24 protein-coding genes are annotated in these 21,915 nt (G+C 68.8%); 22 read left to right on the top strand and 2 right to left on the bottom strand.

Going from position 1 to position 21,915, the window contains the following annotated elements; genetic code table 11:
- Positions 1-75: 75 nt before the first annotated feature.
- The 20 genes from ACWGI8_RS04460 (at position 76) to ACWGI8_RS04365 (ending at position 19,086) form a co-directional block, all read left to right on the top strand.
- Positions 76-585: a P-loop NTPase family protein gene (locus ACWGI8_RS04460; protein WP_385040530.1), complete on the top strand. Its 510-nt coding sequence runs from the start codon at positions 76-78 to the stop codon at positions 583-585.
- A 31-nt stretch (positions 586-616) separates the two neighbouring features.
- Positions 617-1,462: a class I SAM-dependent methyltransferase gene (locus ACWGI8_RS04455; RefSeq protein ID WP_453658603.1), complete on the top strand. Its 846-nt coding sequence runs from the start codon at positions 617-619 to the stop codon at positions 1,460-1,462.
- Positions 1,459-2,226 (top strand): phosphotransferase, encoded by a 768-nt coding sequence (locus ACWGI8_RS04450; RefSeq protein WP_453658602.1) that lies wholly within the window; start codon positions 1,459-1,461, stop codon positions 2,224-2,226. Before ACWGI8_RS04455 ends, ACWGI8_RS04450 begins: the two co-directional genes overlap by 4 nt.
- Positions 2,223-2,879 carry a histidine phosphatase family protein gene (locus ACWGI8_RS04445; protein WP_453658601.1) on the top strand — a complete coding sequence of 219 codons (657 nt, stop codon included), beginning with the start codon at positions 2,223-2,225 and terminating at the stop codon, positions 2,877-2,879. Before ACWGI8_RS04450 ends, ACWGI8_RS04445 begins: the two co-directional genes overlap by 4 nt.
- Positions 2,876-3,712, top strand: a complete 837-nt coding sequence (locus ACWGI8_RS04440) for an aminoglycoside phosphotransferase (protein ID WP_453658600.1) — start codon at positions 2,876-2,878, stop codon at positions 3,710-3,712. Before ACWGI8_RS04445 ends, ACWGI8_RS04440 begins: the two co-directional genes overlap by 4 nt.
- A 37-nt stretch (positions 3,713-3,749) precedes the next feature.
- Positions 3,750-4,748, top strand: coding sequence for an NAD-dependent epimerase/dehydratase family protein (locus ACWGI8_RS04435; RefSeq protein ID WP_385040521.1), 999 nt, complete (start codon positions 3,750-3,752; stop codon positions 4,746-4,748).
- A gap of 31 nt (positions 4,749-4,779) precedes the next feature.
- Positions 4,780-5,901 carry an adenosylhomocysteinase gene (locus ACWGI8_RS04430; RefSeq protein ID WP_453658599.1) on the top strand — a complete coding sequence of 374 codons (1,122 nt, stop codon included), beginning with the start codon at positions 4,780-4,782 and terminating at the stop codon, positions 5,899-5,901.
- Positions 5,902-5,905: 4 nt separating this feature from the next.
- Complete coding sequence (locus ACWGI8_RS04425) at positions 5,906-6,454, top strand: NUDIX hydrolase (RefSeq protein ID WP_453658598.1); 549 nt, start codon at positions 5,906-5,908, stop codon at positions 6,452-6,454.
- Positions 6,455-6,487: 33 nt separating this feature from the next.
- On the top strand, positions 6,488-7,324 hold the full coding sequence (locus tag ACWGI8_RS04420; protein ID WP_453658597.1) for a 3-deoxy-manno-octulosonate cytidylyltransferase: 837 nt from the start codon (positions 6,488-6,490) through the stop codon (positions 7,322-7,324).
- A 386-nt stretch (positions 7,325-7,710) separates the two neighbouring features.
- On the top strand, positions 7,711-8,178 hold the full coding sequence (locus ACWGI8_RS04415) for an NUDIX domain-containing protein (RefSeq protein ID WP_453658596.1): 468 nt from the start codon (positions 7,711-7,713) through the stop codon (positions 8,176-8,178).
- Positions 8,175-10,157, top strand: coding sequence for an ABC transporter ATP-binding protein (locus tag ACWGI8_RS04410; protein WP_453658595.1), 1,983 nt, complete (start codon positions 8,175-8,177; stop codon positions 10,155-10,157). Before ACWGI8_RS04415 ends, ACWGI8_RS04410 begins: the two co-directional genes overlap by 4 nt.
- 21 nt (positions 10,158-10,178) lie before the next feature.
- Positions 10,179-11,135, top strand: a complete 957-nt coding sequence (locus ACWGI8_RS04405) for an NUDIX hydrolase (protein ID WP_453658594.1) — start codon at positions 10,179-10,181, stop codon at positions 11,133-11,135.
- Between the two features lie 90 nt (positions 11,136-11,225).
- Complete coding sequence (gene fxlM / locus ACWGI8_RS04400) at positions 11,226-13,565, top strand: methyltransferase, FxLD system (protein ID WP_453658593.1); 2,340 nt, start codon at positions 11,226-11,228, stop codon at positions 13,563-13,565.
- Positions 13,558-14,427 (top strand): NUDIX domain-containing protein, encoded by an 870-nt coding sequence (locus ACWGI8_RS04395; RefSeq protein ID WP_453658592.1) that lies wholly within the window; start codon positions 13,558-13,560, stop codon positions 14,425-14,427. The genes fxlM and ACWGI8_RS04395 overlap by 8 nt, the downstream gene beginning before the upstream one ends.
- Before the next feature lie 26 nt (positions 14,428-14,453).
- The gene (locus ACWGI8_RS04390) at positions 14,454-15,662 is read left to right on the top strand and encodes a bifunctional class I SAM-dependent methyltransferase/NUDIX hydrolase (RefSeq protein WP_453658591.1); all 1,209 of its coding nucleotides are present in this window, start codon (positions 14,454-14,456) and stop codon (positions 15,660-15,662) included.
- Positions 15,659-16,909, top strand: a complete 1,251-nt coding sequence (locus tag ACWGI8_RS04385) for an MFS transporter (protein WP_453658590.1) — start codon at positions 15,659-15,661, stop codon at positions 16,907-16,909. Before ACWGI8_RS04390 ends, ACWGI8_RS04385 begins: the two co-directional genes overlap by 4 nt.
- Before the next feature lie 113 nt (positions 16,910-17,022).
- The gene (locus ACWGI8_RS04380) at positions 17,023-17,490 is read left to right on the top strand and encodes an NUDIX domain-containing protein (RefSeq protein WP_453658589.1); all 468 of its coding nucleotides are present in this window, start codon (positions 17,023-17,025) and stop codon (positions 17,488-17,490) included.
- 61 nt (positions 17,491-17,551) lie between these two features.
- Complete coding sequence (locus tag ACWGI8_RS04375) at positions 17,552-18,187, top strand: M15 family metallopeptidase (protein WP_453658622.1); 636 nt, start codon at positions 17,552-17,554, stop codon at positions 18,185-18,187.
- A gap of 101 nt (positions 18,188-18,288) precedes the next feature.
- Positions 18,289-18,522, top strand: coding sequence for a hypothetical protein (locus ACWGI8_RS04370; protein ID WP_453658588.1), 234 nt, complete (start codon positions 18,289-18,291; stop codon positions 18,520-18,522).
- 78 nt (positions 18,523-18,600) lie between these two features.
- Positions 18,601-19,086 (top strand): hypothetical protein, encoded by a 486-nt coding sequence (locus ACWGI8_RS04365; protein ID WP_453658587.1) that lies wholly within the window; start codon positions 18,601-18,603, stop codon positions 19,084-19,086.
- A gap of 31 nt (positions 19,087-19,117) precedes the next feature.
- Here the strand turns inward: ACWGI8_RS04365 and ACWGI8_RS04360 are convergent, their stop codons facing one another.
- Entirely contained in the window at positions 19,118-19,528 is a 411-nt protein-coding gene (locus ACWGI8_RS04360) for an NUDIX hydrolase (RefSeq protein ID WP_453658586.1), read from the bottom strand.
- A 153-nt stretch (positions 19,529-19,681) separates the two neighbouring features.
- On the opposite strand from ACWGI8_RS04360, the gene ACWGI8_RS04355 reads away from it, so the two are divergent.
- Positions 19,682-20,365 (top strand): phosphotransferase family protein, encoded by a 684-nt coding sequence (locus ACWGI8_RS04355; RefSeq protein ID WP_453658585.1) that lies wholly within the window; start codon positions 19,682-19,684, stop codon positions 20,363-20,365.
- 233 nt (positions 20,366-20,598) lie between these two features.
- Here ACWGI8_RS04355 and ACWGI8_RS04350 read toward each other — a convergent pair whose 3' ends face one another.
- Positions 20,599-21,327 (bottom strand): hypothetical protein, encoded by a 729-nt coding sequence (locus ACWGI8_RS04350; RefSeq protein WP_453658584.1) that lies wholly within the window; start codon positions 21,325-21,327, stop codon positions 20,599-20,601.
- 191 nt (positions 21,328-21,518) lie between these two features.
- On the opposite strand from ACWGI8_RS04350, the gene ACWGI8_RS04345 reads away from it, so the two are divergent.
- Positions 21,519-21,915 (top strand): hypothetical protein (locus tag ACWGI8_RS04345; RefSeq protein ID WP_453658583.1); only part of this gene is annotated, 397 nt, incomplete at its 3' end.

Genomic DNA, 21,915 nt, shown 5'->3' with positions numbered 1-21,915 from the left:
TGGCGCCTGGATCATCAAAATGTGTCCTGGAGGATGGCTCCGCCGGACATCCGAACCTCTCTACGCTGGAGCACCATGAAGAAGGTAGCCATCGTCGGCTGCGGAGGCAGCGGCAAATCCCACGTGGCCCGCGAACTGGGCAAGATCCTCGACGCCCCGGTGACGCACCTGGACGCCGCGTTCTACGACGACGAGTGGAACGCGCTCCCCATGGACAAGTTCACCGCCGTGCAGCGCGAGCTGGTCGCGCAGCCGCGGTGGGTGATCGACGGCAATTACAACTCGACGCTGCAGGTGCGGCTCGAAGCCTGCGACACGGTGGTCCTGATGGACGTGTCGACCGTGGCAGCGCTGTACGGGATCTTCGCCCGGCAGATCCGGCACGGCGCGGGACACAAGGGCAACGGGGTGCACAACCGCATCCACTGGGGCGTGATCAAGTACGTCGCCACGTACCGCCGCAAGATGCGGCCCCGCGTGATGGCGAAGATCGAGGAGTTCGGCGCGAAAGCCGACGTGGTGCTGCTGGCCAACCGGCGCCAGACGCGCCGCTGGCTGCGGAAGGTGGCCGCCGAGCAGTCCTGAACGACCCGCGCCCCCGGGCAGGGGGTGCGGCATGAACGAGCCCAACGCCTTCCTGGACCCCGCCCGGCAACAGGAGCTGTACGGGAACGCCTCCCGGCTGTCCGGGCGGACCAGCGCCCTGATGCGCGCGAAGACCTCCGGCAACCCCGTGCCCGAGACGATCGTCAGCCTGGTGCAGACCCACCACGCGCAGCCAGACCGGCTCGGCGTGGTGCTCGACATCGGCTGCGGTCGCGGCACGAGCAGCCTGGGCATCGCCGAGCAGCTCCGGCCGCAGCGCGTCGTCGGCCTGGACGCCGCCCCCTCCCTGCTCGCCCAGGCCCGCGAGCGCGCCAAGGAGCTACCCGACATCACGGTGGACTTCGTCGAAGGCGACTTCCACGACCTCCCGTTGCCCGCCGGGTCGTGCGACGTCGCCGTCGCCGCGTTCTGCCTCTACCACTCGCCGCAGCCCAAGGACGTCATCGCGCAGATCGCCAGGGTCCTCTCCCCCGGGGGCCTGGCCGTGCTCGTCACCAAGGCACTCGACAGCTACCGGGAGATGGACCAGCTGGTCGCTTCGGCCGGCCTCGACGCGCGGGGCGATAAGCACGAGAGCCTCTACACCGCAGCGCACAGCGGCAACCTCGCCGACCTGACCGCCTCCTCGCTCGACGTGATCGCCGTCCTGGACGAGGAGCACGCCTTCACCTTCGACGGCCACGACCACATGGCGCAATACCTGGCCACGAACCCCAAGTACCACCTCGCGCCCGGCCTGTACGGCAACCCCGGGGCTATGGCGGCGGCCTTGCACGAATTCCTTCCGGACCAGCCGCTGACCACTCGGTCCCTCATCACCTTCGTCGTCGCCCATCCGAAGAAGGGGCAGGCATGACCCTTCCGCCGTTCACCAAGCACTACGAGACGCCGGAGCGCGCGGCGGCGGCCGTCCGCCACTACCGGTGGATCAACGAGCACGCGAAGCCGCTGCGGCAGCCGGCCCTCAAAGTCATCGGCCCTGCCAGCCTGACTTTCGAGCGGGTCGAGGGGCGCTCCGTACGCCCCGAGGATCTCCCGCGCACAGCGGAACTGCTGGGCCACGCTCACGGTGCCGCCTGGCGCAGTGACCTGCAGGCCGCGTCGTTGAACACTCCGCATCGTTTTCAAGACGGCACGACGTTCGATGACTACCTCGGCCCGCGCAAGGTCGCGCTCCGACGGCGCCACGAACAGGGCTACCTGACGAACAAGGTGTCCTTGCACGCGATGCTCGGCCTGCTGGAGGAGACGGCGCAGGGGCCCTGTGCCTTCTACAAGGACAGCAACCCGCGGAACTTCATCATCACTGCCGCCGGGGACATCGTCACGGTCGACACCGACGATCTCAGTCTCGCGCCCATGGGCTACGACCTCGCGAAGCTGGTCGCCACGCTTCTCCTCACCTACGGCCCCCTCGCGAGCGAAGCGATCGACGACGCCTGCGACATCTACAGCCAGGCGCTCCGCCAGCACGCCCCACAGCTGGACCCCATAGACCGAGAACGCCTGGACGACGGCTTGGCGCTGCACGCCGTACTCACCGCGCCCTACCTCGGCCGGAACGGCTACTGCCACATCTGGCCCGCCCACATCCGTCTCCGCCTTCAAGGAGCATCGTGATCACCACCGAACTCGTCTTCGTGCGGCACGGTGAAGCCCAGTGCAATGCCGACGGACTCGTCGGAGGTCCTCGCACCTGCACGGGACTGACCAACCTGGGGTATGCCCAGGCCGAACAGGCCGCGCGCCGCCTGTCCACCGAGCACCTGAAGAAGTCCTTCGACATGGTCTACGCAGGTCCGCGGATTCGCCTCGTCCAGACCGGCGAGATTATCGCCCAGACGCTCCAGATCCCGCTGCACATCGACGACCGGCTCGACGGCCCCGTCCACGGCGATGCCGATGGTAAACCCTGGGATGCGGTGAAGACGGCCGCCAACGGCGGCCCGCATGCGTACCCCGACACTTCCTGGGCCGCTGGCTCAGACACCTGGAACGGGTACCTGAAGCGCGCCAGCAAGAACCTGAGTCAGCTCATCGAGGAGAACAAGGGGAAGCGCATCGTGTTCGCCGCCCACGGAGAGACGGTGATCACCGCGCACACCCTGCTCCTCGACATCCCGATCGGCTCGCCGGCGGGCTTCACGCACAACCACGCCTCCATCACCCGCTGGCAGCACCACCGCAACCGCCTGGGCCAGACCCGCTGGATCCTCGATCGGCACAACGACACCGAGCACCTCAGTCTCCTCACGCCGGAGCCGACCCCGTGATCGCGACATCGGACGATCCCCGGATCCAACTGGCGCACTGCCTCCTCGGCGCAGTCGAGATCGCGCCGGACCCCTTGCTCCCTCCCCGGGTCGTGCGCGTGGTGGCCGACGACGGGCGTCACTTCGTCGCCAAGCAGCATGCCGAGCACGACCGGTACGCAGGCGAACTCCACGCCTACCGGACATGGGGCACCCAGCTGACCGGCCACGCGCCGAAGCTAGTCGGCCGTGACGACGCCACCCGCACCCTTCTGCTGACCGCGCTCGCAGGCGCTCGGGCGGACACCGCAGCCCCGGGCTCACCCGAGGAGGAACTGGCCCATCACGAGGCCGGGCACGTCCTCGGCAAGCTCCACCGGGCCACCTCCATGCCCCAGGGCGGCGCCGTCGGCGCAGCACTCGCCGAGCGCCTCCAGAGCTGGATCGACCGGGCCGTTCACGCCGACCTGATCGACACGGCCGAGCGAAACCTGCTGAAGCACCATGCGGCCATCCTGGGCAACAGCCTCATGGACGGCGCGGTCTGCCACCTCGACTACCAGCCGCGGAACTGGCTGGTCGGAGACGACTTCGGTGTCTGCGACTTCGAGCACATGCGACGCGACGCCCGCGTCCGCGACTTCGCGCGGCTCGAGTTCCGACGCTGGCAAGCCGCACCCCACCTCCGAACGGCATTCCTCGACGGCTACGGGCGTCCGCTGACCGACGCTGAACGGCGCCTCCTCGAGTCCTTCGGCGCCATCGAGGCGGCCACCGCCCTGGTCAAGGGCCACAAGGAAAACGACCTCACTCTGAGCGCGCACGGCCGAACCGTCCTGTCCCGCCTCGCCTGACCTTCCCCCCCTCGACCACACCTCTCTGGAGATTCCCGTGCCGCAGCACGAGCAGCACCCGACCGCCGCTGCCCCCCGCCGAGCCGTGGTGACCGGCTCCGCCGGATTCATCGGTTCCCACCTCGCCCACGCCCTCGTCCAGGCCGGCACCACCGTGATCGGCGTCGACCGCCGCGACCCGTCCACCGACCACACGGCCGGCGCCAACCTCGCCGCCCTGCGGGGCCTCCCGGGTTACCACCACGTCACTGCCGACCTCCTCCACTGCGCGATCGACCCTCTCCTGATCGACGCGGACGCGGTCTTCCACCTCGCCGGAATTCCCGGCGTACGGCCTTCCTGGGGTCCGCAGTTCGGCGACTACCTCGCGTCCAACGTGCTGGCCACCCACCGGGTCCTGGAAGCCTGCACGCGCATCGGCGTTCCGCGGCTGATCGTCGCCTCCTCTTCCAGTGTCTACGGGCCGACCGACGGCGGCGCGAGCGTCGAAGCCGACCGCCCGCAACCAGCGTCCCCGTACGCGGTGACCAAACTGGCCGAGGAACAGCTCTGCCTCGCCTACGCCACGCGCCCCAACGGTCCCAGCGTCGTCGCCCTGCGGTACTTCACCGTCTACGGCCCCCGCCAGCGCGCGGACATGTTCACCCACCGCGCCCTGCAGGCAGCTCTGACCGGACAGCCGCTGCGCCTGTACGGAGACGGCCACCAGCGACGCGACTTCACCTACATCGACGACGTAGTCGCCGCCACGATCGCCGCCGCCGTCGTGCCGACCGCGCAGGGCGCGATCAACGTGGGCGGCGGGTCGAACGCGTCGCTGCTGGAAGTGATCAACATCGCGACCAGCCTCATCGGCCGCGACATCCAGATCGAGCAGAACCACGCGCGCAGCGGTGACGTCCTCCTCACTCGCGCCGACCCCAGCCGTGCCCGAGAGATCCTCGGCTGGCAGCCGCGAGTCGACCTCCACAACGGGCTGCGCGCTCACATGCAGGCTCTGGCCGCACAGGTCCCCAACTACAGCCGAGCCGCATAGTTCCGCGACCCGGAGCCCGAGAGGAGACGCAATGGAAAGTCCCGAGCGAGCCCGGCTGGACGCCTTCTTCCGGCAGATCACCGCGCAATTCCCCGCGGGCGAGGCGATCACGACGCTGGTCATCACGCATCTGCTCCCCGAGCGGCCGGCGTTCCTGCGCGCCATGACCGAGGTGTCCACGGTCGGCGCCGTACTCCCCAAGCCCCGGTCGATCCACCAGCCGACCCTCGACGACGTTCGCCGCACCCTCCCAGTCCACGACCTCACCCGAGAACGGTTCACCGACGAGACCCAGGCTCTGGACTACCTGGAGGACACGGCCGGCGGCCGGGACGTCGTCCTGGTGGACATCGGCGGCTACTTCGCGGCGAGCCTCGACACCCTCGTGAGCAAGTTCTCCGGCCGCATCCTCGGCGTCGTCGAGGACACCGAGAACGGACACCAGCGATACGCGGCGCTCGACTCCCTGCCGTGCCCGGTCGTCTCCGTGGCCCGCTCCCCGCTCAAGGACTGCGAGGACCACCTCGTGGGTCGCTCGATCGTCTTCTCCACCGAGGCTCTTGTGCGCGGGCGCGGAGATATTCTGACCGGCCGCAACGCCTGCGTCATCGGCTTCGGGAAAGTCGGGCGCGCTATCGCTCAGACGCTGCGGGCGCTGGACCTGCGCGTCACCGTGTACGACAAGGACCCGGTCAGGCAGGTGCAGGCGCACTCGCTGGGCTTCCGTACCTGCGCGTCCGCCGCGGACGCGGTCCGCGAGGCGGAACTCGTCTTGTGTGCGACCGGCAACCTCGCCCTGCAGCAGAGCGACTTCGCTGCCCTGCGCAACGGTGCGTATCTCGGGTCGGTCACCTCCTCGGAGGACGAACTTGAGCTTGGAAGCCTCCACAGTCTCTACCAACGCACGTCTATCAGCCCGGAGTTGACTCGGTACGAAATCACCGGCCACTACTTCTTCGTGCTCGCCGACGGCGGCGCGGTCAACTTCGTGCACGGCGCCGCTGTCGGCTCGTACATCCATCTCGTCCAGGCCGAAATACTCGCCGCCACAGCAGCTCTTAGCCGCGACCAGTTCGAGCCCGGCATGCACGAGATGGCGGCATCCGACCGTCACGCCATCGCCAGGACCTGGCTCGACCACTTCGAAAGGTGATTCCGTGCCCCCTTCCGCACAGCACATCCGCGCCGTCACCGAGACGTACCTCTCCCGTTACCCGCACGAACGCGACGCGCTGGCGCCGCTTTTCACCGCACGCGCCGACGGCGACGACCCCACGAGCCGCAAGACGTTCCCGGCCCACGTGACCTGCAGCGCCATCCTCCTCGACTGCGACCAGAGGATCCTCCATATCCACCACAAGGCTTCCGGAAAGGTTCTCGCGCCCGGGGGCCACAACGAGGCAGAGGACCCCGACCTCCCCACTGCGGCACTGCGTGAACTCCACGAAGAAGCAGGCATCCCGCCAAGCGCCGTTGTCGCTCTTCCCGGATTCGCAGACATCCCTTTCGACATCGACGTGCACGCGATCGACGCAAACCCCTCCAAGGGCGAGCCCGATCACCAGCACATCGATTTCCGCTGGATCTTCCGCCTCCGTTCGGAGCACGAAGTGACATTGCAGGCCGCGGAAGTGGGCGGCTACGAGTGGCGTCCCTTCACCGAGGCCGCCGCGCCCACGGTCCGCGCCAAACTCGCCCTTCTCTGACCTCCGACACCCAGCTGACCGCTAGGAGATCCCGTGGCCGCCACCACAGCCTCACCACCGAAAACACCTGGACGCCGGCACATAGCCGTCATCCCCTGCCGGTGGGGGGCTTCGCGTTTCCCCGGCAAACCCCTGGCCCGTCTGGGCGACAAGCCGCTGCTCTGGCACGTTCACCAGCGCTGTCTGGAAGCCACGTCTCTGGACAGCGCCGTAGTGGCGACGGACGACGAGCGCATCGAGGCAGCGTGCCACGAGCTGGGCATCGACTGCGTACGGACCGGCGAGCACGCCACCGGCACCGACCGCGTCGCAGAGTGCGCCGAGCGTCTCCGCGCGGACGCGTACATCAACGTCCAGGGCGACGAGCCCTTCATTGAGCCGTCAGCCATCGATGCTTTATCCGACGCGCTCGCCAACCTGGACGGCAAGGCCCTGGCCGTTAACGCGTACGCCGAGCTGAGCGACACCGCGGCCGTACTCGACCACAACGTCGTCAAGGTTGTCGTCGGAACCGACAGCCAGGCGCTGATGTTCTCGCGGCAGCCCATCCCTTACCCCCGCAGCAGCCGGCCTTCCTTCCTGCGACAGCTCGGCCTTTACGGCTTCACACGCGAGGCTCTCGAACGCTTCCGGCAGCTCCCGCAGGGCCCTCTCGAACAGGCCGAGTGCGTCGAGATGCTGCGGTTCATCGAGCACGGCCACCGAGTGCGGATGCTGCCCGTGTCCGACAGCGGCATCGCGGTCGACACCCCGGAGGATCTTGCACGCGCCGCCGCGATGCTCGCCCGCCGCACCGCAGCACACCCACGATTTCGGTCACCTACGTCACCTCGGCTCGCCACGGCCGCAGCGCCCTCGCGACCCGCCTGACGGCCCATCACCTCTAACCGCCGCAACCTCCGACACGGCGGCGAAGCCGCGTCGCCCCCCACACGCGTGACGAACTTGAGGCCCGCCTCCCGGAGGAGGCGGGGGCACCTGCCCAAACCCCCAGAACAGCACATGCGTTCCAAGAAATAACCCTTCTGTGCCCCGAACGACTGGCCCAGCGGGCCGTTATTCCGAGCACCTGTCCGAGAGCACGCACACCGAGGAGGCCGTATGCCCCGCCAGATGATCGCCATTGGCGCGCACACCACGCTCGAATTCCATGTGCCCGTGTGCCTCGGACCTCCGCCTGGAGCCTGTCCCCCTCATCCCTGTGCGCCCGTCGGCGCTACGGAGCGCCTCGGAGCAGCATCCGAGGAGGCGTTCGCGTGAGGGACCGCTACACCAGCATCGTCGACGTGCTCATGCTCCCGTACCGCCAGGACGGACGGATGCCGCTTCTACGGCGTGCACAAGATCAGTACGCGCCCGGACAACTCACAGTGGTGGGGGGCCACTTGGAGGAAGGCGAGTCCCCTCTGGAAGGGGCGATCCGGGAGGCCGAGGAGGAGCTGGGGATCCGGATCAGCCCCCACGACGCCGAGTTCTGCGGGCTATTCCAGTTCGTCGCGGCAGACGGTTCTCGGCGGCTCGGGACGGCCTGGGTAACGCGCTCCTGGGAAGGAACCCCGACGAATAGCGAGCCCGACAAGCACTCGGAGCTCCTGTGGGCCGAACCCGGCGACCCGCCCCAGGACTGTCACACCTACACCCAGGGCGTGCTCCGCCACTTCGTCGAAGGGACCCTGTACGCCGTTATCAAAGCCGACCCCACCACTGCGGGTGACGCCGCATGAGGCTTCTGCGCCGTCCCCGAGTGGAGGAGCCCAAGGTCTCCCGTTCCGAACAGGAGCTGTTCGGAGGACCGCTTCGCTATGACATGGGGTGGACCGAACACGAGCACGCTCGGCTCGAGTTGACGCTATGGAGCGCACTTCGTTCCATGCCCCGGCAGGTGTGGGGCACACTGCGGCGAGCCTGGCGGGCCGACCGGGGCGCTCTGCTGAGCGTCGGCGCCTGCGAGATCGGCCAGGGCATCGTCGCCGCGGTGAACCTCCTCGTCCTCAACGCAGTGATGCATGCACTGCTCGGCGCGGGCAGCCCGGCGGACCGCCTCGACGCGGCGCTGCCGGCGATGCTCGTCGGGGCAGGCGCGGCCGTGGTCAATTCAGGTCTGGCCAGTTGGTCAACATCGCGCGCCGGCCGTCTGGAACCGCTCGTCGAGCGGATCGCCACGACCGAGTACCTGGACGCGGCGCAGGCCGTCGAGCTGGAGGCGATCGAGGACCCGGCCTTTCGGCGACTGCTCGACGTGGCCTACTACGGCCCCACGTACGCGCGCCGCATGATCTCCACCTGCGTCGCCGGCCTGAACAGCATGATCGGACTCATCTCCACGGCCGGCATCCTGCTCGTGCTGCACTGGGCTCTCATCCCGATGCTGCTGCTGATCGTGGCCCCACGCGGCTGGGGCGCCATGAGGGTGGCGCAGCGGCGCTACGTGTCGGTGCTGAACTGGGTCGAGCACCTGCGGGCCAGTCGCCTCATCGGCAACTTGCTGACCGAGCGCAGCGCCGCCCAGGAGGTGCGCCTGCACGGCGTGGGCCCCTATCTGCTGGCGCGCTACCGGGACATGGCCGAGAACGCGGAGGAAGAACAGCAGCGGCTGGCCAACGGGAAGGCGGCGACCGAGCTGCTGGCACAGGCGATGTCCGGCCTCGCGACGGCGGCGACCTATGCGGTGATGTTCTGGCTGGTCACGGGCGGGCAGATGAGCCTGGCCGTCGCCGGCACCGCAGTGTTCGCCATCCGCTCCGGCTCGGCCAGCCTCGGCGCCCTCGTGATGAACGTCAACGACCTGCACGAGGAGTCGTTGTACGTGCAGGATCACGAGCGCTTCCTCGTCGAGGCAGCCCGGCGCACCATTCCGGACGGCGGGGACGACCTGCCGGAGCGGATCGACGCGATCGTGCTGGAACAGGTCGGCTACCGCTATCCCGACCGGGATGAACCAGCCTTGGACAAGGTGTCGTTGACCCTTCCCATGGGCAGCGTGACTGCCGTGGTCGGCGACAACGGCGCGGGCAAGTCCACGCTGGTGAAGATCATCAGCGGCCTCCTCGTCCCGACCACCGGCTCGGTCTCCTGGGGCGGCTCCCCGGTCACCCAGCTCAACCGCTTCGGGCTCTTCGAGCGGGTCGGGCAACTGACACAGGACTTCCAGCGGTGGCCGATGACCGCCTCGATGAACATTCGGATCGGCCGTCCCCACCGCCCCTCCACCGATGAGGAGTTGAATCCTTCGGTGCGCTTCGCGGGTGCAGCGTCGGTGCTCGACAAACTCCCGGAAGGGCTCAACACGCTGCTGGCCCGCATGTTCCGAGGCGCGACCGAATTGTCCGGCGGAGAGTGGCAGAAGGTCGGTCTGGCCCGGTCGCATTGGCGCACCGAGACCTCCACCGCGGACAGCCTCCTCATCGTCGATGAGCCCACCTCCGCGCTCGACCCCGAGGCCGAGATCCGCACCTTCGACCGCATCCGAGAGCTGGCCGCGCCCCACCGGGCCGTGGTGCTGGTGACACACCGCATGTCCGGCGTGCGCTGGGCGGATCAGATCTACGTCCTGAACAACGGGCACGTCGTCGAGCACGGCACCCATGACGAGCTGATCGAAGCCAACAGCCAATACGCCTCCATGTTCCGCGCCCAGGCCGCCCAGTACGCCCCCGTCCTGCCCCGCCCCGCCCGGCCCACGGCCGCCTCCGAGTCCGCCTGACCAGCCCTCCGAAGGAGCATCGTGTCCTTTCAGTCCACCGACACCGTGCGCAGCCCCGGCCACGCGGAACTACTCCGTGGAAGTGGCACCGCCGCGCTGCTCGTCAACGACAACGGCGAGTACCTGCTGCACCTGCGCGCGGCCAACAGACCAATCTGGCGCGCCGGCCACTGGTGTCTGCTCGGAGGCCGCCTAGACGCCGGAGAGAGCAACGACGACTGCATCAGGCGTGAACTACAGGAGGAGATCGGTCTTGCCGTAGAGGACCTCGTCCCGTTCCGGACCCGGGACACCGTCGATGCCAACGGTGTCCTGACCAACCGCGTGCATGTCTACCTCGGCACGCTCAACCGGGCCGTCCACGAGATCGACCTGCGCGAAGGCATCCAGTTGCGGTGGACGCGCATCGACGAGACGGCCGAGATGACGATGGACCCCGCCACCATGGCGACCCTCGATGAACATCGACGCCATCCACAGCCTCTCCTCGACGACTCGGGCATGCCCGCGATCGTGAAGGTGACGGAGCCGGACAAGCACCGAGATCGCAGCATCGTCGGAGCGCATCTCGTCCTCGTACGCGACGGCGCGGTGCTGCTCGGCCACCGCCACCCCGACAGCGCCTTCGCCCCCGGCGCCTGGCATCTGCCGGCAGGACACCGAGAGGCCGGCGAGTCCGCCCTGGCCTGCATGGTCCGCGAAACGGCCGAGGAGGCAGGGCTCGCCATTGCCGCTGAAGATCTCCGCCTGGCCCACACCCTGGATCTCCTCGATCACGGCAGCCCCACATCGCGTATCCAGCTGTTCTTCACCGCCTCCCGTTGGAGCGGCGAGCCGCGCGTGCTCGAACCCGAGCGGTGCACCCAGTGGCGGTGGTGGCCGCTCGACGCCCTGCCCGAGTCCCTCGTGGGGTACACCCGCGTCGCGCTGCGAGCGATCGCCCGCGACGAGCCGTACACGGCGATGGGGTGGAGCTGACCCATTCCGCGACGGCCCCGCCGTTCCCGACCCCGCCGGCTCTGGCAGACGCCCCCCCAGCCACCCCTCTCAGTAAGGATGTGCCCCTCCTTGTTCACCTCGCAGGATGAATGGAACAGCGGCTACGCCGAGGGACGCCGCTACCGGCCTCTCGACAACGACGAGCGCGCGCTGCTCGCCCAGCACGTGCCCGCTCCCGATGGAGGCCGAGCACTCGACGTGGGGTGCGGGACCGGCGAACTCTCCCTGCACCTCGCCTCCGTGGGCTACGCCGTCGATGCCGTGGACTGGGCCGATGCCGCCTTCCCCAGCACCGACGCGCACCCGGAAGATCCCTCGCACGGAGCCGTTCGCTGGCTGCGCCTGGACATCGAGCGCGCCAACCTCTCGAAACTGCACGCAGACGGTTACGACCTGATCGTCCTGCGGATGGTGTACGCGTTCCTGCGCGATCGCACGCGCATGACCCGCACGCTGGGCCGGCGGCTGCGCAAGCACGGTGCCCTCGTCGTCATCACGCCACTCGCCGCGACCACCCCCGCCGAGCGCCGGGGCATCGCCCTCGACGAGGACGAGGTCGCGCACCTGATGAGCATGTGGGAGCAGGCACAGCGCTTCGACGCGAACGGCATGGCGGTCCTGGTCCTGCGCGGGCTGAAGAAGCCCGCCGTGCAGATCACGAACACCCCGCTCCCGCAGCCGAGTTCGGTGACCGCGGTGCAGGTCGTGGGCACCGACGCCCTGGGGCGCGTTCTGCTGGGGCGCTCGCAACAACAGGAGTGGGAGCTGCCCGGCGCCATGGCCGAGCCCGGGGAACGATTCGAGCAGACTGCGGTGCGCGCCCTGGCCGAGCAGACCGGCGTGATGGCCAACTCCGCCGACGCGCACGTCCTCGGACTGCACCTTGATGCCCCGGACGGCCTTTTGCGGACGAGCGTGGTGGTCCGCGTCACGTCTCACACCGGGCAGGCCCAGCCGCTGAAGCCGGACAGGTTCGGGCACGTGGACTGGCGACCGCTGCACACCTTGCACCGTCTGGACCGGCTGTCAGCCACCTCAGCGCGGGCGCTGGACCTGGTCTGGCCGGGAGTCCTTCCGTACGTGCCGTCCGCGCACGCGTATCCGGTCGACAACAGCTGCCCGCCGGTGCCCGGCGAGCCGCCAGAGGCGATCGAGCGGCGCGAGCAGATGACTGACCGGGTCATTGCCGGCGGCTGGGCCCCCTCCCTGCCGATCCAGCAGGCGCTCCGCTCGGTCCCGCGGCACCGCTTCACCCCCGAGAGCCCTCTGCGGACCGCGTACCACAGCAACCTGGCCGTGGTCACCGAGCACAACGACCTAGCTCAGGCGACCAGTTCCGTGTCTGCGGCCTGGCTCCAGGCCGACATGGCCGAGCACCTGCATCTGGCCGAGGGGATGACGGTATTCGAGGGAGGCTCGGGCGGCTACAACGCCGAACTGATCGCACACGTCGTCGGGCCGACCGGCCGCCTGATCACCGTCGACCTCGCGCCGTATGTCGTGCGCCGCACGCGGCGGCTGACCGCCGAGGCCGGCAGCGGTCGCGTCACAGTGCTGCTCGGTTCTGCCAGCGACGGCGCCGTCGAGCACATGCCCCGCGACGGCTTCGACGCCTCGGTGATCACTTACAACTGCTGGGATATCGCTCCCGCTTGGCGTGACCAGCTTGCCGACGGCCGCTATCTCGTCCTCCCACTGGAAGTCCATGACTACACCCGCGCCATCGCCTTTCAAAAGCACGGCCCGGTGCTGCGTGCTACGGACTTCACGTTCTGTGGGTTTATCCGCGACCGCGGACCCGCGGCCCGCGCCGTCCCCACCGTCGACCTCGCCGACGGCGAACTACAGCTCCGTTTCCCCGACGGCATCCCCGCCGAGACCACCGGTCTGGACGATGCCCTCGCGGGCCCTCGCCACGAAGTGGCCACCGGCGTGACCGTGGCAGGCAACGAGTCGTTCGAGACCCTGCAGCTCTTCCTCGCCACCACGCTGCCCGGCTTCTGCCGCCTCGCCCGCAACCGTGATCAGAACAGTGGCATCACCGCGCTGCCCAAAGGCTCGGACGCCGCCGCAATCACAGCGGACGGCTCCCTCGTCTACCTGACCCACATCCTGGTCCAGGACGGCCCCACGGCCGAACAGCGCCGCTCGGAGTTTCTGGCTCACGGCTTCGGGCCATCCGGGCCTGCTCTTGCCGAACAGCTCGCCTCCGCCGTGCGCCGCTGGGACGTCCACGAACGAGCCCACGGCTACCCGGAGTTGGAGATTCATCCCGCCGGAACCCCTGACACCGAACTACCCGCAGGCCACGTGCTGGACAAGACCCACAGCCGGCTCGTGTGGACATGGCGCTCCGACACCGCCGACGCCCCGGCCGCGCAGCCAGAGAAGGTGAGCGCCCATGACTGAACCGGTACCCGACCGGGTCGGGCCACAGCACCGGCTGGGCCTGTACGAGCGCTACTACGCCCAGGTGGAATCCGGCCGCAAGACTATCGAAGTCCGGGTGCGCACGCCCCGGATGATGGACGTCGCGGTCGGCGACGTGCTCGTATTCCACGGCGAGGACTCCGATCGCGAACTCGACGTAAGGGTCGCGCGGATCACGCCGCACGCCTCGTTCGCCGAGCTGCTCGCCGCGGAGGACACCTCCCGCATCGACCCTGACGCCACAGAGGCCGAGCAGCTCGCCAACCTGCGCCGCATCTACCCACCAGAGAGGGAGGCTCTGGGACCGCTCGCGATCGAGTTCGACCACCGGCCGGCACTCGCGGGGCGGCCGATGCCCATGTCCCCCGAGGCGTGCGTACAGACCGTTCCGCACCACACGGTGTACAGCTGCTTCTACGTACGCGACGACCGCGATCGGCCCGCCATGCTGCGTTCGGTGTACGGCGGTCGACCCTGGCAGTTTCCAGGCGGGAACAGTGACGCCGGCGAGTATCCCCTGCAGACCGCGCGCCGCGAAACGGCCGAGGAAACCGGGCTCGAGCTCGGTCAGGGCCAACCCCGTCTGCTGCTCACGCACTACCTGCACCCCGGGCCCCGCTGGCCCATGGGCAAGATCGGCTTCATCTTCGACGGCGGCAGCCTCAGCCCTGAACAGCTGCGGCAGATTCGCGTCGACCCGGCAGAGCACGACATATGGGCGATCCACGGCCTCGACGAGTGGCGACCTCTGCTGGCCGAGGGAGCGTTCGCCCGCCTGGAGGCCATCGAACGGGCCCGCACCGGCCGCGGCCCGCAGTACCTCGTCACCGATCACACCTAACCCCGGCCCTCCCCTTTGGAGTTCTCATGTCCGTCGAGGCGTCCCCCAACCCCGAGACCTGGACTGCCTATGGCCAGTTTCAGCTCGACCGGTCCTACATGCCGCCCGCACCTGAACAGCTGCGATGGGGCTTCTGGGACGGTGTCGGCCCCGGCGACGACGTCCTCGGCCCCCTGGCCGGAAAACGGGTCCTGGACATCGGCTCCGGCGCCGGCCACTACGCCGTCCACATCGCACAAGCCCACGGCGCACTCGTCGACGCGGTCGAACTCTCGCCCACCCAACACCGCCGCGCCACCGGACACTTCGGCGACGTACCCGGCGTCCGGTTCCTGCACGCGGACGTGATCGAGCACCTTAAGCAGGCTCAGCCGTACGACGCGGCGTACGGCATCTGCACACTCGCCGGAATCGACCCCCACATCTCACTGCCCGCGCTGCGCGACGGACTACTCCCCGGAGCCCCGCTCGTCTTCTCCGTTCTGCACACCAACTGGCACGGCCATGGCCCCTCCGACACCGTGGCTCCACGCGCGGAGACGGTCGGGCTCAAGGGCATGGACCCACTGCCGCTGCAGACCTGGGTGCTCACCGCCCAGGTGTGGGAAGACCTCCTGACGGACTACGGATTCACGGTGGAGGCCATCACCCAGCTCCACGCACCCGACCCGGACAACCCCGTCACCTGCCAGCTCATCCAGGCCCGGCGCAGGACCGTCCTACCTGCGCGGATCACCAGCCGCCCCCGCAGCCGACGCCCGCCCATCCCGCACGCCGCGATCGGCGTGGGCGCCATCGTCCTCGGCGACCGCGGTCTGCTCCTGGGCCGCCACCGCCGCGGCACTCTCGAACTCCCCGGCGGATCTCTTGAGATCGGCGAACCCCTGGAGAAGACAGTCGTGCGCGAGCTGGCCGAGGAGACCGGCCTGTCCGCGCGCCCCAAAGACGTCACCCTCCTGGGCACCCTCGTCGATCACGTCGGCGACGTCGTACGCGTCACCGTAGGCGCCCTCGTCACCACCTGGCAGGGCGAACCCACCACCCAGCCAGACGAGAGCGTCGGCGACTGGGCCTGGTGGCCGCTCGACGAGCTGCCCGACGGTCTCTTCGAGTGCAGCGCACAGATCCTCACCGCCTGGCGCCCCGACCTGCCCATCGACCACCCCCCGGCCCACTTCACTCCCTACGACAGCCGAACGGCACCGTCATCCGCTCCAGAAAGCGCAGGTGCATGAACTCGCCCCCGCGTACGACCCTGTGGCGGCACCGCGACTTCCGCCTCTACTGGACCGGGCAGGCCATCGACGTCCTGGGCTCCTCGCTCAGCTCCGTCGCCATCCCCCTGGTCGCGGTCGTCACCCTGCACGCGAGCGCCTGGCAGGCCGCGGTCCTCGCCGCCGCGCAGAAGACCCCGCCGCTGCTGTTCTCGCTCCCCGCCGGCGCCTGGGCCGACCGGCTCCGGAAACGGCCGCTGATGATCGCCACGAACCTCGGCTGCGCCATCGCGATGGCCACCATCCCGCTCGCAGCGTCCCTCGGCCGACTCACACTCCCGCAGTTGTGGCTGGTGGCCTTCACCATCGGCTCCTGCCAGGTCGTCGGCATGGCGGCGAGCCTGTCGTACATCCCGCATCTGGTGCCTTCCGACCAGCTGCTCCAGGCCAACTCGAAGCTGGCCAGCGCCAACACCCTGGCGGACATCGGCGGCCCGGCCCTCGGCGGCGTGCTGATCGGCCTCGTCGGCGCAGCCCGCGCGGTCACCCTCGACGCTGTCTCCTACCTCGTCAGCGCCTGGTGCGCCCTCCGTATCCGCACCCCCGAACCACCACCACAGCCGAGAACGACCGAACGCTCCCTGCTTAGAGAGATCCGCGAAGGGCTCGCCTACACCTGGAAACACCCGGTGATCGGTCTGCTCGTCACCACGAACGCGATCACCTCTACCGTCCTCGCCGGCACCAACGCGATCTGGATCGTCTACCTCGTCCGCGAACTCCACTGGCCCCCGCAGACATTCGGCTACGTGATGGCGATCGGCGCGAGCGGCGGCTTCCTCGCCTCCCTCACCGCCGAGCGGCTGACCGATCTCTTCGGGGCCGGCCCGGTCATGATCAGCGCCCTCGCACTGGCCCCAGCAAGCCAACTCCCCCTGCTACTGGCAAAACCCGGCCTCGGCGGCCAGATTGCCGTTGGCTGCGGCCTCTTCGTTCAGCTCTTTGGGGCCGTCACACACGGACTGACACAGCGCACCGTCCGTCAAAGCGCCTGCGACCCACAGATGCAGGGCCGCATGCAGGCCACCGGCCAGTGGACCGCCTTCGGGCTGCGCCCCTTCTCCACCATCCTCGCCGGGGCCGCCAGCACGCGCATCAGCCTGCACACCATCTTGACGATCGGCGCGTGTCTGCTTGTCCTGCCACCGGTCCGGCTCGCGCTGACACCCTTGCGATCCCTTCGTCCCATCGCCGAACCCGCACGGTGACGTATCCGATCCCGCGAAGGAGGCAGGTCCTCGACCGTATCGAATCACCCACGTCATGGTCAGCCGCACCCTGCTGAACATCCCGCCTCTGTCGCGCAACGGAGTCCTCCCTGATGCCCCTCGCCATCCGCAATTCGGCCAAAGCAGTCGTCCTCCACAACGATCAGGTCTTGCTGCTCCAAGCAATCTGGAACGACGGCCTCGGCTACTTCCTGCCCGGGGGCGGACAAGACCCCGGTGAAACCCTCGGCGAAGCCGTGGTCCGCGAGGTGCGCGAGGAGACCGGTCTCGATGTCGACGTCGTACGGCTGCTGTGGGTCCGCGAGTACATCGGCCCGCGTCACCCCAGCGTCGAAGAGGACGCCGACACCCACCGAGTCGATGTGATCTTCCTGTGCCGCCCGGTAGGCGAGCCTGGAGCGCTCGGCGGTCATGCCGAGGACGAGGCCCAGATCGGCATCGAGTGGGTGGACGTTGCGCGCGTGCCTCAGCTCGCCTTCTACCCACGCCCGTTGGCCCCGATGATCGCTGACCTCACCACCGCGGACGGCCGCAACCCCTACGTCGGCGAGGTCGAATGAGCTCACCGATGCCCCAGCCACGCGTTCTACCACCAGGGAGATCCACGTGAACGTCATCTTGATGTCCGACCCGCGCGTGGCCGCCATCCCCATCGGGGAGTGCGGCGAACCACTCGTCGATGCCCGCGCCCATCGCGACCTGCTGGTTGGCGACGACCGGTCCGACGCAGCCGGTCATTTCGCGCACATGCGCCAGGGCGTCCTGGATCGCCTGCTGCACGCCCAGTCGCACCTTCCGGCCGGGCTCCGGCTGCTGATCGTCGAGGGCTACCGACCGCCACAGCTCCAGAGATCGTACTTCGAGGAATACGCGGAAGAACTGCGGGCCGCCAACCCGAACTGGTCCGAGGAGCTGATCCACACGGCCGCCAGCCGCTACGTGTCCCCTCCCGAGATCGCCCCACACAGCGCCGGCGCCGCTGTGGACCTCACGCTCACCGGGGAGGACGGCCACGAACTGGACCTGGGGACACGCATGAACGCGAGTCCCGAGGAGAGCGGCGGCGCGTGCTACACGCTCAGCGAGAAGATCAGCGAAGCCGCGCGGGACAACCGAGACACTCTCTGCGCCGCGATGGCGAAGGCCGGGTTCGTGAACTACGGAACGGAATGGTGGCATTTCAGCTACGGAGATAGGTACTGGGCGCTCATGACCCATCAGCGAGCGGCCCTGTACGGCCCTCTTGATCGAACTTGACCAACCCCACCTCGGCACCACCGAAGCGACGAACCAGAAAGGCTCACGACATGGCCCATGCCGTGTTCACGCCCCCCAGCAACCGTACCGACCAAGACCGCATGGTTCGCGCCCATGCCACCGCCGCCCGTCAGCTCAAGGACGACGCGACCGGTCCGAGCGTGTGGGGCTGGCAGGGGCGCACGCTCGGCAGGCGCGCCGGCCGGTGGTGGCTGCGACTACTCTGCGCCCCCTTGGAGAAACGCGGCGGCCACCTCTGGGATGGCACGACAAGCGCCGAAGAAGCCCTGCCCTCCAGCATTCCGCGTCCCCGCCTGCACGACCTCCTCGACTGAACCACGAGCGGCCACGCCTATCGAGCCGAGCTGACCGAGTACGTCCCCATTCCCACACTCCAATCCGAAGGCCCCGTGTTGACGCGGGAGTTGAACCTCACCGACTCGTGGTGGCACGACCTGAAGACAGCGCTCGCCTCCGCCGCGACCGTCCACACCGATCGGCGGTCCGTCCGACAGCAGTGGGTCGACAAGAGCTTCGCCCGCTTCCTGGGCATCCCCGCCGTCGAGATCACCGCAACCCAGACCGGCCACGGCGACCTCCACTGGGCCAACCTCACCGAAGCCCCGCTGGTGATCTTCGATTGGGAGGGCTGGGGGCGCATGCCCGTCGGCTTCGACGTCGGCCTCCTCCACGCCTACAGCCTCACCTGCCCTGCCACCGCGCGACGGATCCGCCACGAGTTCGACATCACGCTGAACTCACCTGACGGCCGTATCGGCGAACTGATCGCCGTGGGCCAACTCCTGCAAGTCGTCCACCGCGGCAGCCACGCAGAACTGGCGGCTCCGCTTAAACAGCACGCCGAGCACCTCACTGGAATTTGTGTTCCCGTGCCCTGAGCCGCCGCCTGCTCGGCGGGCCAATGGACAGCTAGCTCAGCACGCTGTCGAGATGCGCCTGTACCGGCTCGAAGAGGCCGTATGGGACGAGTTCCGGGATGTCGGCAAGCGCTACCCACTTCAACTCGGCCAGCTCGTCCTTGTCGGCCACGTGAGCGGTGCCGGAGGTGACCACGCAGGCGGTGTAGGACATGTTCCTTCCGCTCTTGGGGTGGACCCGTTCACCGAGGGCCTTGACTGCGGACACATTCAGGCCGACCTCTTCCTGCGTCTCGCGTACGGCCGCCTGCTCGGAAGTCTCCCCGTCTTCGATCTCGCCAGCGGGGAACTGCCAGGACAACTGGCCCTCGGAGATCCTGCGCCGCACCATCAGGACGCGGTTCTCGTGGACCACGATCGCGGCGGAGATACCCGGCCGCGCTGCTGCCGTCTGCTCGGTCATGCGTCTTCCTCCGGTGCTTCCAGGATCGGCGGGTAAATGTTGTCGACTGCGCAGCTCGATCAGCATGGAGCCGGAGCCCCATAACGGTGCCGCTAGCATCACCCCATAGGGGGCCCAGGGCGAATAGCCCACAGATGCGTTCGGAGGCGCCAGGTGGAGTTCCGGCCGATCAAGCGCGCTGCCGGCACGTTCCAGCAGTCCGCGAGCGCCGACGAGATTCAACAGGTCGTCCGCCTCGTCTTCGGCCGCGATGCACGGGTCACATCCGCCGTCGAGCTTGGCGTCGGCATGTACAACAACGTCTACCGTGTAGCCCTGGCCAGCGAAGGCCAGCCGGTAATTCTGCGCGTGGCACCAGAAGAGGACCTGCAGTTCCGCAGCGAGCGGCACCTGATGAGGAACGAGTTCGACACTCTGCCGTGGCTGACGCCGATCACGCACCTGATGCCGAAGGTGATCGCCGCAGACTGGACGGGCCAGGTAATCGGGCGCGACTGGATGATCCAGACCCATCTGGACGGTGTTCCGGCTCCAGAGCATCTGGGCACGTACTCCCGAGACATGTGGCCGGTCTTCTTCCGACAGATGGGCGCGATCACCCGTTCCGTGCACGACGTGCGGGGGCCGCACTTCGGGCCAGTGGCTGGGCCGACATATGTCCGGTGGAGCGACGCAACGATCGCATCGTTGGAGGACATCGCCGCCGACCTGGACGGTTCGGGTCTGGACTCGTCGGACGTACGTAAGGTCGTCGCTGTGGCCAGCCGCAACCGGACAGTGCTTGACCAGGTAGCCGAACCTCGGCTCCTCACCGGCGACCTCTGGACCGTTCACTAGGCAAGTCCCTTGTCGGAATTGAAGTTGTCGGAGCCCGCGGGCATGCGCTGATGCTGCTACAGGACCAGGCGGATCGGGCACGGCGGTTACTGCCTGCTCCCCTTGGAGAACGCCCGCCCTGCCCGGACGCGACATCGGGGCGCTCGAACCGCGGACGCCTTCGAGGCGCTCAAGGAGAAGCACACCAAGCTCCAAGCCCACTGCCGGACCTGGAATTAAAGCTTGCCGAGGCCTCACTCCTCCTCATTCGCCAAGCTCTGTCCGGTCAGGGAGGCAAGGGTGCGGGCGAAGGCCAGGCAGGCCGCGTTCACATTCTTGCCGTTGAACCACACCGGCTCGGTCATGGGGAACGCTGCGGTCCACTGGCCGGGCACCGGGATGTCCAGACCGGGCACCAGCAGCCGCACGTCGTCGATGCGGTGCATCTCCAGCGCCCGCTGCCCGGCGACACCAGAGTTCGGGAGATCGGTCAGCTGGGCATCTGACAGCAGCACCAACGCCACCCGGCAGCCGGTGGACGGCATGCCGCTGGCCGTCCGCAGCACGGGGTGGAGCCGGGTATCGGAGCGGTCGAGCAGTGCGGCGGCCGGCAGGGAGCCCGTGAAGTGTTCGAGCGGAGTGGGAGACAGCCGCAGCGCGCTGGTGGTGGCGAAGTCCACCACGGCCAGCTCGTCCCCGGACCGCAGATTCGCCGCCGCCCAGGGCACGAACCTGCGCAGCGCGGCGTCGCGGGCGCTGGTGCAGTCCTCCATCGAACCGGAGCCGTCGATGGCCAGGATCAGCCGCAGGTCCTCCGGGCCGCGGGCGCCGGCCAGGTAAAGACGGCCCAGGGGGGAGCGGCCCGCCGATATCCGCAGCCGCTCCTGCAGGGCTGTCAGCCACCGGCGGAGGCGCGGTTCGGTGGGGGCCGGGCCGGTCAGGGGCGCCAGGGTGCGCAGCGGTGCCAGGGGGTGCAGGGACATGGGGTGGCCTCCGGGAAATGGTGTGAAGCGGTCTCAGTCCCCTTAGCGGATCCCCCGCCTTGCGCTGGGCCGACGCCGCCCGACCGTTCGCCGCCCGGTCTGCCTCTGGCGGGCCACCGGTCCGCGTCCCCGGATCGCCGGCGCCGTTGGGCTTCTGGGGGATCCGTATGTCTGGCAGCGGGAGACGACGGATGTCTCCTCGGACATGGATGGGTGAACACGTGCGGATCTTCACGACAGATACCCGGGCGGTGGGCGGAGGCGATGTTCAGGCGCTGCGGCGGTTTCTCCGGCCGCTGACCCCGCTGTCCGTGGCGTTGGGGCTGCTGCTCGCCGGGTGTGCCGGGACGACCGGAGAGCAGGCGGGACCGCAGTCGGAGGCGGCGCCGACGGCGGCCGAGTGTGCCCAGGTGGCGGCGGTGCCGCTCCCGGCCGGGGCCCGGTCGGTGGCGCTGGTGGTCGACAACACCGCCTCGCGGGCCCGCCAGGGGATGCCGCCGGCGGTGGCCGAGCGGCTGCAGGCTGCGCAGCGTGGCGGCGAGGTGCTGACGATCCTGGCGGTCAACGGGGCCGGCGCCGCGCCGCGAC

It is taken from the genome of Streptomyces sp. NPDC054841 (assembly GCF_053611045.1).
Note: the sequence above shows the minus strand (reverse complement) of the source record. Positions and strands in the feature narration are given on the sequence as shown.

Coding starts and splice junctions, on each gene's coding strand:
- ACWGI8_RS04390 (WP_453658591.1), top strand. CDS start 14,454: ATGTCCGTCGAGGCGTCCCCCAACCCCGAGACCTGGACTGCCTATGGC.
- ACWGI8_RS04455 (WP_453658603.1), top strand. CDS start 617: ATGAACGAGCCCAACGCCTTCCTGGACCCCGCCCGGCAACAGGAGCTG.
- ACWGI8_RS04360 (WP_453658586.1), bottom strand. CDS start 19,528: ATGACCGAGCAGACGGCAGCAGCGCGGCCGGGTATCTCCGCCGCGATC.
- ACWGI8_RS04375 (WP_453658622.1), top strand. CDS start 17,552: ATGTCCGACCCGCGCGTGGCCGCCATCCCCATCGGGGAGTGCGGCGAA.
- ACWGI8_RS04380 (WP_453658589.1), top strand. CDS start 17,023: ATGCCCCTCGCCATCCGCAATTCGGCCAAAGCAGTCGTCCTCCACAAC.
- ACWGI8_RS04450 (WP_453658602.1), top strand. CDS start 1,459: ATGACCCTTCCGCCGTTCACCAAGCACTACGAGACGCCGGAGCGCGCG.
- ACWGI8_RS04430 (WP_453658599.1), top strand. CDS start 4,780: ATGGAAAGTCCCGAGCGAGCCCGGCTGGACGCCTTCTTCCGGCAGATC.
- ACWGI8_RS04395 (WP_453658592.1), top strand. CDS start 13,558: ATGACTGAACCGGTACCCGACCGGGTCGGGCCACAGCACCGGCTGGGC.
- ACWGI8_RS04370 (WP_453658588.1), top strand. CDS start 18,289: ATGGTTCGCGCCCATGCCACCGCCGCCCGTCAGCTCAAGGACGACGCG.
- ACWGI8_RS04410 (WP_453658595.1), top strand. CDS start 8,175: ATGAGGCTTCTGCGCCGTCCCCGAGTGGAGGAGCCCAAGGTCTCCCGT.
- ACWGI8_RS04460 (WP_385040530.1), top strand. CDS start 76: ATGAAGAAGGTAGCCATCGTCGGCTGCGGAGGCAGCGGCAAATCCCAC.
- ACWGI8_RS04350 (WP_453658584.1), bottom strand. CDS start 21,327: ATGTCCCTGCACCCCCTGGCACCGCTGCGCACCCTGGCGCCCCTGACC.
- ACWGI8_RS04385 (WP_453658590.1), top strand. CDS start 15,659: ATGAACTCGCCCCCGCGTACGACCCTGTGGCGGCACCGCGACTTCCGC.